This is a genomic window from Streptomyces sp. B6B3 (genome assembly GCF_039871525.1).
In the GTDB taxonomy this organism is placed as follows: domain Bacteria; phylum Actinomycetota; class Actinomycetes; order Streptomycetales; family Streptomycetaceae; genus Streptomyces.
In genome coordinates this window covers 1-16,442 of record NZ_JBDPLU010000014.1, presented here as the reverse complement: position 1 = coordinate 16,442, position 16,442 = coordinate 1, and the positions used below count along the sequence as shown (strand labels likewise).

Here is a 16,442-nt window from a genome sequence, read left to right as displayed (position 1 = left end):
CTGCTGGCGCGGCCGCACCGGACGTGGCGCCCTCCGGTGACGCCGCGGGCGCGGGCACGGCGGCCTGGCCGGGTCCGGCGGCGTCCACCGGCATCGCGGGCCCCGACGCACCCGAGGTGACGGCCTCCGGAGAACCCGACGGCGCGGGCACGGCCGCTGCGAGCGGCTCGGCAGCGTCCTCTGGCGCCGCAGGCGCGGGCACCGCGGCCTCGCGTGCCTCGGCGGTGGCCGCTGGCTCCGCAGGCGCGTGGTGCGCTTCGTGTGGCTCGGTGGCGTCCGGGTCGGGGGGCGGCGGGGGGTCGGCCGGCAAGGCCGCCGCCGGCAAGGCCGCCGCTCCGCCGGCGCCCAGCACCCGACGGCGGCGTTCCGGCCCGCTCATCGGGGCTTAGCGTCCGCGCAGGCGGCGCACGAGGATGCTCGCCTCGCCGCGGGATTCGAGGTCCGCCAGCACCACCGCGACGGCCTCCCGCACGATCCGGCCGCGGTCCACGGCCAGCCCGTGCTCGCCGCGCAGCACCAGCCGGGCGTGTTCGAGGTCCATCAGCTCCTCGGCGGAGACGTAGACGGTGATCTTCTCGTCGTGGCGCTCCCGCCCGCTGGGGCGGCGCCCACCGCGCCCGCGCCGCGGGGCGTCGGCGCCGCCGGACGGCGCCTTCGCACCGCTGCCGGCCCCGCGCCCGCCCGAGGCGCGCTTCGTCTGCGCCGGGACGCCGTCCCGCCCGTTGCGCTCACCCGCGGACCTGCCGTCCACCGGCGCCGCGTTCGCCGCGGTCTCCTCGATGCTGCCCTCACCCGCCGGGCGCTGCTCGCCCGCCGGTGCGGGCACCCGCGGTCCCGGGGTGTCCGTGCCGCCACTGGTGTGCTCAGGAGGGGTCGAGGGCTGCACGGCGGCCCCTCCGGTACTACGGAACAGTTCGTCGGCCGCCGGGAGACTCACTCGGCGTGGCACCGGGCGAGCACCTCCCTTGCGAGTTGACGGTAGGCGGCGGCCCCCACCGAGTTGGAGGCATAGGTGGTGATGGGCTCGCCGGCGACCGTGGTCTCCGGGAAACGCACGGTGCGGCCGATGACGGTGTGGTAGACGTTGTCGTCGAACGCCTCGACGACCCGGGCCAGGACCTCCCGGCTGTGCACCGTGCGGGAGTCGTACATGGTGGCCAGGATGCCGTCGAGCCGCAGGTCGGGGTTCAGCCGCTCCTGCACCTTCTCGATCGTCTCGGTCAGCAGTGCGACGCCACGCAGCGCGAAGAACTCGCACTCCAGCGGCACGATCACCTTGTGCGCGGCGGTGAGCGCGTTGACGGTGAGCAGGCCGAGCGACGGCTGGCAGTCGATGATGACGAAGTCGTAGTCGCTCAGCAGCGGTTGCAGGGCGCGCTGGAGCGTGGACTCCCGGGCCACCTCGCTGACCAGCTGCACCTCGGCGGCGGACAGGTCGATGTTGCTGGGCAGCAGGTCCATGCCGGCGACCGCGGTCTTCAGCAGCACCTCGTCGGGGGCCATCCCCCGCTCCATCAGCAGGTTGTAGATGGTGAGGTCGAGCTCCATGGGGTTGACACCGAGGCCCACGGAGAGGGCGCCCTGCGGGTCGAAGTCCACGAGCAGGACCCGGCGGCCGTACTCGGCGAGAGCGGCTCCCAGGTTGATGGTCGAGGTGGTCTTGCCGACCCCGCCCTTCTGGTTGCACATGGCGATGATCTTCGCCGGGCCGCGTTCGGTCATGGGTCCGGGAATCGGGAAGTACGGCAGCGGGCGACCGGTGGGGCCGATGCGCTCGCGGCGCTGTCTGGCCGCGTCCGGGGCGATGGTCGCCGCGTACTCGGGATCGGGTTCGTACTCCGCGTCCGGGTCGAAGAACTGCCCGTCGGGGAGGTCGTAGTCGGGGTAGCGGCCGGGCTCGCCGCCCGTGCGGTCTGCTGCCATGGCAGTCATCTCATGGCCGTCCGTGCTCTGATGCGCTGTCATGCTCGGTGGGCTCTGGTGGGTTGCGAATGTGTGGACGGCGACGGAGCCGATGCCCGTCAGATCCGAGGCGCCGTGACGCCGCTCGGGGACCCCTGGTTGTCCTTCCCCGGGAGTAATTGTCGACTCATTCACAAGTCGTCTTACCTCCTTGGGGACCAGGAAACTTCTAGATAGGGTCAGCGTTCACCATGCCGACGTTTGGCGACTCTATGGCGTGTCGGCGGTCCGCAGCAACACAATCCGCCGGACCGGCGCGGATGTGTCGGCCGTCGAACATTCACTTGTCAAGGGCACGTGCCTCGTCGGCAGCTCGATTCAGTGGCGCACGAAACGGGTAAAGCGCCACGTTGCGGACGAGTTGGTACCGCTGACGGAGCCGCCGGGCCGGCCCGCGGGTCGGCCGCGGGCGTCAAGTCCTTCCCCCTGCTGTGACATTCGTGATGTTGACGCTAGCACCGTCAGGGGGCGCCCCGTCAGCCGAGTACGGCGCGCGGCTCGGCGTGCGGGAGTCCGTGCGCGCTGGCCACCGGCTCGTAGACCAGCTGCCCGTCGTGCGCGTTCAGCCCGTGGGCCAGCGCCGGGTCCCGGCGCAGCGCCTCCCGCCAGCCGTGCTCGGCCAGCGCCACGACGTACGGGAGGGTGACGTTGGTCAGCGCGTACGTCGAGGTGTTGGGCACCACGCCCGGCATGTTGGCCACGCAGTAGTACAGCGACTCGTGCACCCGGAAGGTGGGCTCGGCGTGCGTGGTGGGCCGGGAGCCCTCGAAGCAGCCGCCCTGGTCGATCGCGATGTCGACAAGGACACTGCCCGACTTCATCCGGGACACCAGTTCGCGGGACACCAGCTTGGGCGCGCGGGCACCCGGCACCAGCACCGCGCCGATGACCAGATCGGCGTCGAGCACCGCGCGCTCCACCGTGAACGCGTTGGCGGCGACGGTCTCCACCTGGGTGCCGAAGACACGGTCCGCCTCGCGGAGTTTGGCGACGTCGGTGTCGAGCAGCGTCACCCGGAAGCCCATTCCCACGGCGATCCGCACGGAGTTCCAGCCGGCGACGCCGCCGCCGATGACGACGGCCCGGCCCGCCACGGTGCCGGGCACGCCGCCGGGCAGCACACCGCGCCCGCCGGAGGACCGCATCAGGTGGTACGCCCCGACCTGGGGCGCGATGCGGCCGGCCACCTCGGACATCGGGGCGAGCAGCGGCAGCGCCCGGCCGGTGGCCGTCTCGGCCTCCACCGTCTCGTAGGCGATGGCCGTGGTGCCGGAGGCCAGCAGCGCGTCCGTGCACTCCCGCGAGGCGGCGAGGTGCAGATAGGTGAAGACGGTCTGGTCCTTGCGCAGCCGGGGATACTCCTCCGGCATCGGCTCCTTGACCTTGAGCAGCAGCTCCGCCTCGGCCCACACCTCGTCGGCCTCGTCCAGGATGGTGGCTCCCGCGGCCCGGAACTCCTCGTCCGGGATGGCGGAGCCGAGCCCGGCGCCCCGCTCGACGAGAACCTGGTGGCCGGCGGAGACGAGCTCGTGGACGCCGGCCGGGGTGATGGCGACGCGGAACTCGTTGTTCTTGACCTCGTGGGGGATACCGACCTTCACGTCGATCACGGTCCTTGCGCTCGGAAAGGTGCTGTGATCATTGTAATGAAGGGATCTCGCTTGTCTAGCCTTGGTTCTCGTCAATCATATTGGCGTGTCGTCTGCGTTTCATAAGTATGCGGTTTCCTGGGTACCACCTGACCCGGCGCCAGCCGGGAGGGCCGCAGCAGCCGTTCGGCGGCGGCGCGGTGCGCCGCGGCGACGGAGTCCCGGCCGAGCGTCTCGGCGCGGTCGGCCAGGTCGAGGCGGAGCGCGGCCTGCAGGTGCGGGTCGCCCAGCTGTTCGGCCAGCCGCAACGCCTCCTGTCCGGTGCGCACGGAATCCTTGGTGCTCCCGGCGTACGCCTGGACCCGCGCGGCCTCGCCCAACGCCCTGGCCTGCGCCTCGACGTCGCCGAGCCGCCGGTGCGCCGCGGCCGCGCCCCGCCAGGCGCGCAGCGACTCCGGCCACTGCTCGGTGCGGGCCAGGGCGCCGCCGAGCCGGCCGCGCAGCCGTGCGGTGGCGGTCAGCCCGTCGCGGAACTGCCACGACGTCAACGCCCGTTCGTACCAGTCGGCGGCGCGTTCCCAGTCGCCGAGCGCCGCGTAGGTGTTCCCCATCGACTCCAGGAGCCGGCCGACCATCGCCTGGTCCTGCGAGCCGTGTTGGCCCCTGGCTGCCGCCAGGGCGGCGCGGTAGCGGTCGAGCGCCTGCTCGCGCCGGCCGGCCCTGGCGTCCAGGTCGCCGAGGTTCAGCAGCGCGGCGGCCCGGTCCCTGGGCAGCGGCTGGCGCTCGGTGACCCGGAGGGCCAGCTCGTGCAGCCGGTAGAGCTCGGGAGCGGCCGCGTCGACCCCGCGGTGGGCGATCAGCGCCCGGGTCAGCGCGCCGAGCAGCCGGCGGGCCAGGGTGTCGAGCTCACCGTCCGCGGTGGCCAGCCGGGCGGCCGCGAGCAGCACCGGCAGCCGCGCCGTCAGCCAGGCGTGCGCCGCGTCGCCGTTCGGAAACCGCAGCGAGCTCGGCTGTTCGGCGAGCCAGGCGTGCTCGGCGGAGTCGGGCGGCTCGGTGACGGCCTGACAGGCGCGCAGCAGGCGCACCAGCCGTTCGAGCATCCTGGCCCGGGCCAGCAGGGCGTCGGCCGGCCGTTCCCGACTGCCGAGCAACGCCCGCAGCAGAGGGTCGAGGCAGCCGGGCACGAGGTACTCGGGCTCACCGGCGGCCGGGCCACGGCCGGCCGTGGCCGGGGCCGGGGTGGTGCGCAGGAAGCCGAGCCTGGCCAGGTCCGCCAGGGTGGCGCGGGCGGTGCCGACGGGTCCGCCGGCGAGCGCGGCGGCGATATGGGCGTCGACGCGGCCGGCGGGGGTCAGGGCCAGCAGGCGCAGCAGCCGCGCGGCCGGGGTGGGCAGCATGGCGTAGGCCATCCGGAACGCCCGGCGCAGCGCGTCCTCGACGGCCAGGGCGGCGGCGGCCCGCGGCGCCGCCGGAACGAGGGCTCGGGGACCGGACGGGCCGTCGTGGTCCTCGTGGTCGTCGCGTCCCTCGGGATCCGCCGACTCCGGGTCGTCGAGGTCGTCGGGGTCGACGAGGCCGTCGGGGTCGGCCGGGCGCGGATCGGTCGGACTCGGACCGGTCGGACTCGGACCGGTCGGGAGGGCGGGCGACTCCGGGAGGCCCAGCTCCGCGTCGTCCACCGGCTCCCGGATGCGGCGCACGGCGTCCACCACGGCCGCGTCGGGGTGGGCGGCCAGCCAGCCGGCGGCCAGCACCAGCGCGGCGGGCAGCTGCCCGCACTCCTCGGCCAGCCGCAGCGCGGCCGTCGGGTCCACGGTGACCCGCACGTCGCCCGCGCCCCGGGTCAGCAGCCGCAGCGCGGCGGGGGTCCGCAGCCCGCCCAGGGCGCAGGGTCGGACATCGGGCACTCCGGTGAGCGGGCCGCGGGCCACCGCGACCACGGTGCAGCCCCTGGTGTCCGGGATCAGCTCGTCCAGCTGCTCGGCGGAGCCGACGTCGTCGAGCAGCAGCACGGCGCGGCGCCCGTCGAGCGCCTCCCGCAGCGCGGCGGTGAGCTCCTCGTCCGTCGCGCCCGCGGGCGCGACGTCGCCGAGCCCGGCCAGCAGCTCGCGGACGGTGCGTTCGGTGGACACCGGTACGCCGCCCGGATCGGTGAGTCGGGCGCGCAGCAGCCCGTCCGGGTGCTCGCCGGCGGCGAGCAACTCCCGGGCGAACTCCTCGGCGAGCGCGGTGCGGCCGGTGCCGGGGCGACCGGCGACCAGCAGCACCCGGGCGCGCGGCACCGAGCGCCCGGCCAGCGTGTCCAGGCTGGCGCGCGCCAGATCGGCGCGCAGTGCGGCCAGCTCCTCCTGCCGGCCGAGAAACGCGTTCTCGGCCCCCGGGGGCACCGCTCCAGCGGCTTCCTCGTCCTCCCCCTCGGAACGCGGCCCGGCAGCCGCGTGTGCGTCGTCGCTCACGGTTGGGAGCGTATGCCAGCCGACCCCCTCCGGAGCGGTCAGGACACGTCAGGAGGGAGGCGCGGCGGAATCAGGAGGGAAAGGGTCGCGCCGGCCAGGGGTCGTCGGCCGGGCGGAGCGCCGAGAGTCCCTCGCCGGCGCGCGCCGCCTGGAGCGCCAGCACGCCGACGACCAGGCAGTTGTTGTGCAGCCGGCCGGCGAGCACGCCCCGCACCAGCTCGGCCACCGGCACCCGGGCGAGCCGCATGTCCGCCTCCTCGCCCTCAGGCTCGTAACGCTCCCGGTCGGCCGCCGAGAGCTCCCGGGCGAGGAACACCCGGACCGCCTCGTCGCAGCCGCCCGGCGTCGTGTAGACGTCGACCAGGACCCGCCAGTCCTCTGCCTTGATGTGGGCCTCCTCGTAGAGCTCCCGCTGCGCGGCGTGCAGCGGGTTCTCCCCCGGCACGTCGAGCAGGCCGGCGGGGATCTCCCACAGCTTGTGCCGCACCGGATGGCGGTACTGCTCGATGACCACCACCCGGTCCTGCTCGTCGAGGGCGAGCACCGCCACGGACCCGGGGTGCACCTGGTAGTCCCGGCGGGCGGTGCCGCCGTCCGGCATCTCCACCTCCTCCACCCGGACGCTGGTCTTGTTTCCGGTGAAGGGCGTGCTGGAGGAGGTGACGGGCCAGCTGACGGGCGAGTCGGACGGGGTGGGCGTTTCTGTCATGCCGCTAGTGTGCCTGGGCCCGCCCGGCCGCCGGGGCGCTTCCGGTGCCCATCCGCTCGATGGCGGCCCGGACGAGGCCGGCGAAGAGCGGATGCGGCCGGGTCGGCCGGGACCGCAGCTCCGGGTGCGCCTGGGTGCCGACCAGGTACGGATGTACCTCGCGCGGATACTCCACGTACTCGACGAGCTTGTTGTCGGGCGAGGTGCCGCTGAACAGCAGGCCGGCCTTCTTCTCCAGTTCGGCGCGGTAGGAGTTGTTCACCTCGTACCGGTGGCGGTGGCGCTCCTCCACGTACGGCTCGCCGCCGTACACCTCGCGGACGATCGAGCCCTCGGCGAGCTTCGCCGGGTACAGGCCCAGGCGCATGGTGCCGCCCATGTCGCCGTCGCCGGCGACGATGTTGAGCTGCTCGGCCATGGTGGAGATCACCGGATGCGCGGTGCCCTGGTCGAACTCGGTGGAGTTGGCGGCGTCGATGCCGGCCAGGTTCCTGGCGGCCTCGATCACGATGCACTGCAGGCCCAGGCAGAGGCCCAGCACCGGGACGCCCTGCTCCCTGGCGTAGGTGATGGCGGCGATCTTGCCCTCCACGCCGCGCTCGCCGAAGCCGCCGGGGATGCAGACGGCGTCGCAGTCGGCCAGCTGCCGCGCGGCGCCGCCCGGCGCCTTGCAGTCGTCGGAGGTCACCCACTTGATCCGGACCCGGGCGTTGTTCGCGAACCCGCCGGCGCGCAGCGCCTCGGTCACCGAGAGGTAGGCGTCCGGCAGGTCGATGTACTTGCCGACCAACGCGACGGTGACCTCGTGCTCGGGACGGTGCACCCGGCGCAGCAGGTCGTTCCAGCTCGCCCAGTCCACGTCGCGGAACGGCAGGTCCAGCCGGCGCACGACGTACGCGTCCAGGCCCTCGCCGTGCAGCACCTTGGGGATGTCGTAGATCGACTTGGCGTCGATGGCGGCCACCACCGCCGCCTCCTCGACGTCGCACATCAGCGAGATCTTCCGCTTGATCGCGGTCGGCACCTCGCGGTCGGCGCGCAGCACTATGGCGTCCGGCTGGATGCCGATGTTCCGCAGGGCGGCGACCGAGTGCTGGGTGGGCTTGGTCTTCAGCTCCCCGGAGGGGCCGATGTAGGGCAGCAGCGAGATGTGCACCACGAAGACGTTGTCCCGGCCGACCTCGTGCCTGACCTGACGCACCGCCTCCAGGAAGGGCTGGGACTCGATGTCGCCGACCGTGCCGCCGACCTCGGTGATCACCACGTCCACGTCGTCGGAGGCCATCCGGCGGATGCGGTGCTTGATCTCGTTGGTGATGTGCGGGATGACCTGGACCGTGTCGCCCAGGTACTCGCCGCGCCGCTCCTTGGCGATGACCGTGGAGTAGATCTGCCCGGTGGTGACGTTCGCGCTGCCGTCGAGGTCGACGTCCAGGAAGCGCTCGTAGTGCCCGATGTCCAGATCGGTCTCGGCGCCGTCGTTCGTGACGAACACCTCACCGTGCTGGAAGGGATTCATCGTGCCGGGATCGACGTTGAGATAGGGGTCGAGCTTCTGCATCGTGACGCGGAGGCCGCGTGCCTTGAGCAGTGCCCCTAGGCTGGAGGCGGAGAGTCCCTTGCCGAGCGAGGAGGCGACTCCGCCGGTGACGAAGATGTGCTTGGTCGTCGTGGTACTGGGCGGCATGGCCAAGAGTCGCTCCCGTGGTCGCGAGGTCGGATGCGCGAAGGCCGCCGCCACGGTGCTCAGCCCGCCGCGGGTTCTGGGTGCCATCGCTGCGGTTCGGGGGTTCTGCCCTCCGCTCCACGGGCTACCAGACTATCAGTGGGGACGGGGGCCGGGGGCACCTACGGCGAAGTACCCAGGATGTAAGAGAACAGACCTTCCGCGGCAAAATCCAACATAGTCCGACGGGAGCCCCCCTGTTCTCACGCGACTGACAAACAAATGCTCATCCGGGCGCGTATCCTGCTCGGACGCTCGATTGGGCGACGAAAACGCACGTCCCACGGGGGCGGACTTACTGTTCGACTGGAGTAGCAAGTGGCCGGGCGCATCGAGGATTACGCACTCGTCGGGGACATGCAGACGGCGGCACTGATCGGCCGGGACGGCTCGGCCGACTGGATGTGCCTACCGCGCTTCGACTCCCATGCCGTTTTCGCCGCGCTGCTGGGCACCGGGGAGCACGGTTTCTGGCGGCTCGGCCCCGCGCACGGCAGGGACGTTCCGCCTCCGCCGGCGAGCCGGCGGCGGTACCAGGGGGACTCGCTGATCCTGGAGTCCGAGTGGGACACCCCGCGCGGCACGGTCCGGGTGACGGACTTCATGCCGCCGCGCGGCCGGGACGCCCCGCAGCTGATCCGGATAGTGGAGGGTGTCAGCGGCCGGGTGCCGATGCGGTCGGCGCTGCGGATGCGCTTCTCCTATGGCTGGGTGGTGCCGTGGGTGCACAAGGTCGAGGACCGCACCGTGGCGGTGGCCGGCCCCGACTCGGTGTGGCTCGACACCGGCGTGGACACGTACGGCAAGGACCTGACGACCTACTCCGACTTCACCGTGGCCCCCGGGGACCGGGTGACGTTCGCGATCAGCTGGCAGCCCTCGCACAAGCAGCCGCCGCCGGTGCCGCGGCCCGAGGAGGCGCTGGCCGAGACGGAGGAGTTCTGGCGCGACTGGGTCGCCCAGTGCACGTACCACGGCCCGTACCGGGAGGCCGTGGTCAGGTCGCTGATCACGCTGAAGGCGCTGACCTACGAGCCGACCGGCGGCATCGTCGCGGCCCCCACCACCTCGCTGCCCGAGGAGATCGGTGGCTCCCGGAACTGGGACTACCGCTTCACCTGGTTGCGGGACGCGGCGATCACCCTGTCCTCGTTGCTGCGCACCGGCTACCACGAGGAGGCGCGGGCCTGGCGCGAGTGGCTGCTGCGCGCGGTGGCCGGCGACCCGCAGAACCTCCAGATCATGTACGGCATCGCGGGCGAGCGGGAGCTGGCCGAGGCGGAGCTGAGCTGGCTCCCCGGCTACGAGAACTCGCAGCCGGTGCGGATCGGCAACGGCGCGGCCGGCCAGCTCCAGCTGGACGTCTACGGCGAGGTGACCGAGGCGCTGCACCTGGCGCACATGACGGGCCTGGCCCGCAACGACCACGCGAACCTGCTCCAGCTCAAGCTGATCCGCTACCTGGAGGAGCACTGGTTCGAGCCGGACGAGGGCATCTGGGAGGTGCGCGGGCCGCGGCGGCACTTCGTGCACTCCAAGGTGATGGCCTGGGTGGCCGTGGACCGCACGGTGAAGCTCATCGAGTCCGGCGAGGTGGACGGGCCGCTGGAGCGGTGGCGTGCGATGCGGGACGAGATCCACCGCACGGTGTGCGAGCGCGGCTACGACCGGGAGCGCAACACGTTCACCCAGTCCTTCGGCTCCAAGGAGTTGGACGCCTCGCTGCTGCTGATCCCGCAGATGGGCTTCCTGCCGCCGGACGACAAGCGGGTGATAGGCACGATCGAGGCGATTCAGCGGGAGCTGTCCACGCTGGACGGCTTCATCCTCCGCTACCCGACGGCGGGCGAGCACACCGGCGTGGACGGCCTGGAGGGCGACGAGGGCGCGTTCCTGGCGTGTTCGTTCTGGCTGGCCGACGACCTGGCGATGATCGGCAGGGTCGACGAGGCGCGCAAGCTGTTCGAGAAGCTGCTGGCGCTGCGCAACGACCTCGGGCTGCTGGCGGAGGAGTGGGACCCGCGCCGGATGCGGCAGGTGGGCAACTTCCCGCAGGCGTTCAGCCACGTGCCACTGATCGACACGGCCCTCCGCCTCACCGCCTCCGGCGCGTACGGCGGCTGACGCCGCCGAACCCCCGACGGCACACGCGCCCCGGCCGGCCCGCAGAGACGGACCGGCCGGGGCGCTTCCGTACGACGGCCGGCCCGCGGACGCGGGCCGGCCGGGCCTCCGCCGGAGCGCGCTGCCGGACGCCCTCGCGATGGCTGGTGCCCACCGGTCCCGTGCGGCATCGTCTCGTACCGGGCGCCGCGCCGGGCCCCACGGGCCGCAGGATCCGCGGCCCAAGCCCTGAGCTCGCCCGGACTCGGTACCCGGCAGCCCATCCGCCCAACGGTCCGCGGGTTCCACGACCCCAGAGGGCCACGACGCCGCGCAACGAAACGGCATGGCCGGGGAGCCACGGACCCCAGGCACGGGGCCAGCACCCACGCCGGGGGCAGCGATCCCCCGGCCCCGCGCCCCCGGGCGAGCTACCGGCCCCGCAGCTGAGCACCCGCGGCCACAGGACCACGACGCCGTGAGGCGTCGTGCGGGCGCCGGCTGGGCGTCGGGCCGCAGGGCCCGGGGTGCCACGAACCCCAGGGCACCAGGCCATCACCCACGCGGCTGCCCGAGCGATCCCCGGCTTCGGTGCCCAGGATGCCTCCGGCCGGGTAAGCGCCCCGCAGCCTGACTGGGCGCCGGTTGGGCGCCGACACGGCGAGGCGTCCGCTGCCGCGTGGGTGCGGCGATCCTGCGGCCCCGGGGCGCAGGACCACTCCGCCGCTGACCCAGGGGCCCGGCACCATGCCGGGGGCCCTCGGCCACACGAGGCGGGGTGCGGCGGGCAGTCAGGGTGCGGTGACGAGTTCGTCGTAGACGCTGAGGACCTGGGCGACCGTGGTGTCCTCCGTGGGCCAGCTTCCGGCGCGGAGCCGGCCCGCGTCGGCGAGTGCGGCGCGGCGGTCGGGGTCGGCGAGCAGGTCGGCGACCGCCCTGCCGAGCACCGCCGGGTCGCCGAACGGCACCAGCACGCCCGCGTCGCCGACCAGGTCGGGCACGCCGCCGACGGCGGTGGCCACCAGCGGGATCCCGCGGCGCAGCGCCTCCAGCGCGAGCGGCGCCCGCGCGGCCCAGCGCACCACGAACACCACCAGGTCGGCCGCGGCGAGCTGCCGGAAGGCCTCGTCGCGATGGCCGAGCAGCAGCACCGGCAGGCCCTCCCGGTCCACCCGCCGCTGCACGGCGGCCCGCTGCGGCCCCTCGCCGGCGATGAGCAGCAGCGGCTGTGGCACCAGCCCGCGCCAGCCGCGGGCGGCCGTCAGCAGCATCTCCAGCGCGTCCGCGTCCGCGCCGCGCTCCAGCCGCACGGAGGTGACCAGCAGCGGCCGGTCGAGGGCGCCGATCTCGGCGCGCAGCTTGTAGCCCTGCCCCTCCCGCGGCGGCGGGTCCGGGCGGCGCTGCGTCGGCAGCGCGACCGGCGCCAGCCGGGCGTCGCTGGCGCCGCGGCGCCGGGCGCGGGTCACCAGGTCGGGCGTGGCCGCGAGCAGCACGGAGGCGCTGCGGGCCACCCAGGACTCGGTCAGCCGCCGCACCCCGGCGCGCATCCCGCCGACGCCGAGGGCGGCGCCGCCCCGGGTCACCGGGGGCACGGCGTGCCAGGTGACGACGAGCGGCACGGGGCGACGGCCCAGCGCCAGGGAGCCGAGCAGTCCGGCCCGGTTGCCGTGCGCGTGCACCAGGTCCGCGTCGGAGCAGACGGCGCGCAGCACGCTCACGGCCTCGGGGCCGCTGGGGACGCCTCCCGGCCTGCCGGGCTGGGGGAAGCCGGACACCGGAACGAAACGCGCGCCCACCCGGGACAGCGCCCAGCGCCGTTCGGCGGCCGGCGAGGCGCAGATCGTCACCCGCAGGCCGCGGGCCACCAGGCCGGCGGAGAGCGAACGGACATGGCTGCCGGCGCCCGCGCCACCGCGCCCCAGCAGCTGCACGACGTGCAGCGGGGCTCGTCCGGACGCCGGGGCGGCATGGCCGCTCACGGCGCCGCTCCCCAGCGGCCGGGGAGGCCGGGAGGGGTGGGGTCGCCGGCGCGCCGCCCGGCGGGCGCGACCGCCGTCCGGAGAGCGTCGCTCACGGCAACTCCTGGTTCGCTGGCAGTGGAATGCGCCGTCCAGCATGCCAGGAGGGCCACGCCGCGCGGTAGCGCCGGCCACTCGCATGGCCTAGGTGGGGCGCTCCTCGGCCTCCGTGCCGTGGCCCCGTCGGGCGGCCGTGGCCAGCAGTTCCTCGGCGTGGGCGCGGGCCAGCCGGGAGTCCTCCTGGCCGGCGAGCATCCGGGACAGCTCGCGCACCCGGCCCTCGCCGTGCACGGACCGCACGCCGCTGCGGGTGACGGATCCCTCGCTGGTCTTCTCCACCACCAGGTGCCGGTCGGCGAACGCGGCGACCTGCGGCAGGTGGGTGACCACGACGACCTGGGCCGAGTCCGCGAGCTTCGCCAGCCGGCGGCCCACCTCGACGGCCGCCTTCCCGCCGACCCCGGCGTCGACCTCGTCGAAGAGGTACGTGGGCACCGGCGCGGACCCGGCGAAGACGACCTCGACCGCGAGCATCACCCGGGAGAGCTCGCCGCCGGAGGCGCCCTTGGCGATCGGGCGCGGCGGCGCGCCGGGGTGCGGGGCGAGCAGCAGCTCGATCTCGTCGGCGCCGTGCGGCCCGTAGGAGACGGTGCGGCCGCCGACGTCGATGCCGTCGTCCTCGTCGGCGGCGGCGTCGGCCAGCTCGGTCTGTCGCACCTCCACCTGGATCCGGGCGTGTGGCATGGCCAGTTGGGCCAGCTCCTCGGTGACGGCGTCGGAGAACCGCTTGGCGGCCGCGCCCCTGGCGTCGCTGAGCGCCAGCGCCTGCGCCCCGAGCCGGTCGCGCAGCACGTCCCGCTCGGCGGCCAGCTCGCCGATCCGGTCGTCGTCGCCGTCGAGCTCGGTCAGCCGGGCCGCGCTCCGCTCCGCCCAGGCCAGCACGGCGGCGCAGCCGTCCCCGCCGTCCCGCGCCGCGGTCTCGGCCTCGCCGAACGCCGGCTCCCCGTACTTGCGGATCAGGTGGGCCAGCACGGCGCGCCGCTCCTCGACCGCGGCGAGCCGCAGCGGGTCGGCGTCCAGGCCGTCCGCGTATCCGGCGAGCTCGCCGGCCACGTCGGCGAGCAGGATGTTCACCTCGGCCAGCCGGTCGGCCAGCCCGGCGAGCGCCGGGTCGTGCGCCCGCACCGCCTCGAGCGCCCGGTGCGCGCCGGCGGTCAGCGTCGCCGCGTCGACGCCCTCGGGGTCGGTCGGGTCGCCGGCCAGCGCGCCGTGGGCGCTCGCGGCGGCGGCGGCCAGCGCCTCGGCGTGGCCGAGCCGTTCGGCCTCTGCGGCCAGGTCGACGTCCTCGCCGGGGCGCGGCTCGGCGGCGGCGACCTCCTCCAGCCCGAACCGCAGCAGATCGGCCTCTTGGGCACGCTCCCTGGCCCGGGTGGTGAGCTCGGCCAGCTCCGCGGCGACCGCGCGCAGCCGCCGGTAGGTCTCCTGGTACGCGGCGAGCGGCTCGGTCACGGCGCGGCCGGCGTACCGGTCCAGGGCCTCCCGCTGCCGCGCCGGGCGCAGCAGGCCCTGCTGGTCGGTCTGGCCGTGCACCGCGACGAGTTCCTCGCCGAGCTCGGCCAGCAGTCCGGCCGGCACGGAACGGCCGCCGACGTGGGCCCGGGATCGGCCCTCGGCGGAGAGGGTGCGGCTGATCAGCAGCGCGCCCTCGTCCAGTTCGGCGCCGGCGTCCTCGGCCCGGCGGGCGGCGGGCGCCCCCGGTTCCACGCTGACCCGGCCCTCGACGACCGCGGCCGCCGCGCCGGCGCGCACCAGGCCCGCGTCGGCGCGTCCCCCGAGCAGCAGGCCCAGGCTGGTGACGACCATGGTCTTGCCCGCGCCGGTCTCGCCGGTGACCGCGGTGAAGCCCGAGGACAACTCGACGACGGCGTCGTCGATCACGCCCAGGTCCCTGATCCGCATCTCCTCCAACACGGATACGACCATACGAGGTGAAGCGGCGGGACCGCGACGTCGGTCCCCATCCCCGAGGGCTGAACCGGGCCGTTCAGTGCGGTCCCCCGCGCCAGCCCGCGACCGGCAGGGCGAACTTCGCGACCAGCCGGTCGGTGAACGGCGCGTGGTGCAGCCGGGCCAGCCGGACGGGCACGGCGCCACGCCGCACCTCGATCCGCGCGCCGGGCGGGAGTTCGGTGCTGCGCCTGCCGTCGCACCAGAGCACGCCGTGCCCGGTCTCCCGCCTGACCTCCACGGCGAGCACCGAATCGGGCGCGGTGACCAGGGGTTTGGCGAACAGGGCGTGGGCGCTGATCGGCACCATCAGCAGGGCCTCCACCTCGGGCCAGACCACCGGGCCACCGGCGGAGAAGGCGTACGCGGTGGACCCGGTCGGGGTCGCGCACACGACGCCGTCGCACCCGAACGCGGAGACGGGACGGCCGTCCACCTCGGTGACCACCTCGAGCATCCGTTCCCTGGCGGCCTTCTCGACCGTGGCCTCGTTCAACGCCCAGTCGTGGTGCGCCACGTGTCCGCGGTCGCCGTTGCTGCGGACCAGCACGTCGAGGGTCATCCGCTCCTCGACCTCGTAGGCGCGGGCCACCACCCGGCTGACCACCTGGTCGAGGTCCTCCCGTTCGGCCTCGGCGAGGAAGCCGACGCGGCCGAGGTTGACGCCGAGCATCGGCACGCCGGAGGCGCGGGCGAACTCCGCGCCGCGCAGCAGCGTGCCGTCGCCGCCGAGCACGATCAGCAGCTCGCATCCGTCGAGCACGCCCCGTTTGGCCTCGGCGGGATCCGCTCGGAGATCCGCCACCTCCGGCTTCTCGACCCGCTCGACCCGGTCCGGCAGCGGCAGGTCGGCCGCCTCCTCGGCGAGCACCCGCACCCCGATGCCGTGCCCGAGCAGGCCCTGGACGACGAGTTCGGCGCTGCGCACGGCGGCCGGCCGGCCGGTGTGCGCGAGCAGGAAGACGGTGCGGGCGTGGTTCGTGACGCTGCTCTCGGTGCTGGTCGCGATGGTGGTCACTGCGGCCCCTCCGTAACGGCGCGATCGACCTCGGCCGGGTCCAACGGGGGCGCACCGGCGCGCAACCAGAGAAAGTACTCGACGTTGCCGGCCGGTCCCGGCAGGGGGCTGGCGGTGACGCCGAGCGTCCCGAGCCCGAGCTCGGCGGCCCGCTCGGCGACCCGGGTGACCGCCTCGGCGCGCAGTTCGGGGCTGCGCACCACTCCCCCGCTGCCCAGCCGCTCCCGGCCCACCTCGAACTGCGGTTTGACCATCAGCACCAGGTCGGCGTCGGGCTCGGCGCACCGCGACAGGGCGGGCATCACCAGGCCGAGCGGGATGAACGACAGGTCGCCGACGACGAGTTCGACGGGCGTGCCGCCGATCATCTCGAGCGTCAGGCCGCGCACGTTGGTGCGGTCCAGGGCGGTGACCCGCGGGTCGGTCCTGAGCGACCAGGCGAGCAGGCCGTAGCCGACGTCGACGGCGACCACTCCGGACGCGCCGGCCCGCAGCAGCACGTCGGTGAAGCCGCCGGTGGAGGCGCCGGCGTCCAGCGCGCGGCGCCCGGCGACGCGCAGTCCGCGCGGGGTGAACGCGGCCAGCGCGCCGGCCAGCTTGTGGCCGCCGCGGGAGACGTACTCGGGGTCGGTGTCGTCGGCCCTGACCACGAGGGCGGCGCCGGTGCCGACCTGGGTGGCGGACTTGCTGGCGGTCGAGCCGTCGACGGTGACGCGTCCCGCGTCGATGAGGCTCCTGGCGTGGTCCCGGGAACGGGCCAGGCCACGGCGCACCAGTTCGGCGTCGAGCCGGCTGAGGCGTCGATGGGTCGCTGCTGCCACGTGTGGGTCAGCTCCTGGGGGTGGGCGTGGGGG

General features: G+C 74.5%; 11 protein-coding genes. 1 reads left to right on the top strand and 10 read right to left on the bottom strand.

Going from position 1 to position 16,442, the window contains the following annotated elements:
* Positions 1 to 385: 385 nt before the first annotated feature.
* The 6 genes from ABGB06_RS25675 to ABGB06_RS25650 all read right to left on the bottom strand — a co-directional run bounded on the left by ABGB06_RS25675 (position 386) and on the right by ABGB06_RS25650 (position 8,403).
* Positions 386 to 949 carry a hypothetical protein gene (locus ABGB06_RS25675; RefSeq protein WP_347593422.1) on the bottom strand — a complete coding sequence of 188 codons (564 nt, stop codon included), beginning with the start codon at positions 947 to 949 and terminating at the stop codon, positions 386 to 388.
* The gene (locus tag ABGB06_RS25670) at positions 934 to 1,965 is read right to left on the bottom strand and encodes a ParA family protein (protein WP_347593420.1); all 1,032 of its coding nucleotides are present in this window, start codon (positions 1,963 to 1,965) and stop codon (positions 934 to 936) included. Before ABGB06_RS25670 ends, ABGB06_RS25675 begins: the two co-directional genes overlap by 16 nt.
* Before the next feature lie 473 nt (positions 1,966 to 2,438).
* Positions 2,439 to 3,572 (bottom strand): alanine dehydrogenase, encoded by a 1,134-nt coding sequence (gene ald, locus ABGB06_RS25665; RefSeq protein WP_347593418.1) that lies wholly within the window; start codon positions 3,570 to 3,572, stop codon positions 2,439 to 2,441.
* 71 nt (positions 3,573 to 3,643) lie between these two features.
* Positions 3,644 to 5,938: a tetratricopeptide repeat protein gene (locus ABGB06_RS25660; protein WP_347593792.1), complete on the bottom strand. Its 2,295-nt coding sequence runs from the start codon at positions 5,936 to 5,938 to the stop codon at positions 3,644 to 3,646.
* A 139-nt stretch (positions 5,939 to 6,077) separates the two neighbouring features.
* Positions 6,078 to 6,716, bottom strand: a complete 639-nt coding sequence (locus ABGB06_RS25655) for an NUDIX hydrolase (protein ID WP_347593416.1) — start codon at positions 6,714 to 6,716, stop codon at positions 6,078 to 6,080.
* Between the two features lie 4 nt (positions 6,717 to 6,720).
* Entirely contained in the window at positions 6,721 to 8,403 is a 1,683-nt protein-coding gene (locus ABGB06_RS25650) for a CTP synthase (protein ID WP_347593414.1), read from the bottom strand.
* Between the two features lie 357 nt (positions 8,404 to 8,760).
* On the opposite strand from ABGB06_RS25650, the gene ABGB06_RS25645 reads away from it, so the two are divergent.
* Positions 8,761 to 10,566, top strand: coding sequence for a glycoside hydrolase family 15 protein (locus tag ABGB06_RS25645; protein WP_347593412.1), 1,806 nt, complete (start codon positions 8,761 to 8,763; stop codon positions 10,564 to 10,566).
* A 770-nt stretch (positions 10,567 to 11,336) separates the two neighbouring features.
* Here the strand turns inward: ABGB06_RS25645 and ABGB06_RS25640 are convergent.
* The 4 genes from ABGB06_RS25640 to ABGB06_RS25625 all read right to left on the bottom strand — a co-directional run bounded on the left by ABGB06_RS25640 (position 11,337) and on the right by ABGB06_RS25625 (position 16,409).
* A complete protein-coding gene (locus ABGB06_RS25640; RefSeq protein WP_347593410.1) occupies positions 11,337 to 12,524 on the bottom strand; it encodes a glycosyltransferase family 4 protein in 1,188 nt (395 codons plus the stop codon).
* A gap of 183 nt (positions 12,525 to 12,707) precedes the next feature.
* The gene (recN, locus tag ABGB06_RS25635) at positions 12,708 to 14,546 is read right to left on the bottom strand and encodes a DNA repair protein RecN (protein WP_347593408.1); all 1,839 of its coding nucleotides are present in this window, start codon (positions 14,544 to 14,546) and stop codon (positions 12,708 to 12,710) included.
* A 61-nt stretch (positions 14,547 to 14,607) separates the two neighbouring features.
* Complete coding sequence (locus ABGB06_RS25630) at positions 14,608 to 15,588, bottom strand: NAD kinase (RefSeq protein ID WP_347593406.1); 981 nt, start codon at positions 15,586 to 15,588, stop codon at positions 14,608 to 14,610.
* The gene (locus ABGB06_RS25625; RefSeq protein WP_347593404.1) at positions 15,585 to 16,409 is read right to left on the bottom strand and encodes a TlyA family RNA methyltransferase; all 825 of its coding nucleotides are present in this window, start codon (positions 16,407 to 16,409) and stop codon (positions 15,585 to 15,587) included. Before ABGB06_RS25625 ends, ABGB06_RS25630 begins: the two co-directional genes overlap by 4 nt.
* Positions 16,410 to 16,442: the final 33 nt, after the last annotated feature.

Excerpts from the sequence above, each read along its gene's own strand:
- ABGB06_RS25670 (WP_347593420.1), bottom strand. The coding sequence starts at position 1,965 with ATGACAGCGCATCAGAGCACGGACGGCCATGAGATGACTGCCATGGCA.
- ABGB06_RS25655 (WP_347593416.1), bottom strand. The coding sequence starts at position 6,716 with ATGACAGAAACGCCCACCCCGTCCGACTCGCCCGTCAGCTGGCCCGTC.
- ABGB06_RS25650 (WP_347593414.1), bottom strand. The coding sequence starts at position 8,403 with ATGCCGCCCAGTACCACGACGACCAAGCACATCTTCGTCACCGGCGGA.
- recN (WP_347593408.1), bottom strand. The coding sequence starts at position 14,546 with ATGGTCGTATCCGTGTTGGAGGAGATGCGGATCAGGGACCTGGGCGTG.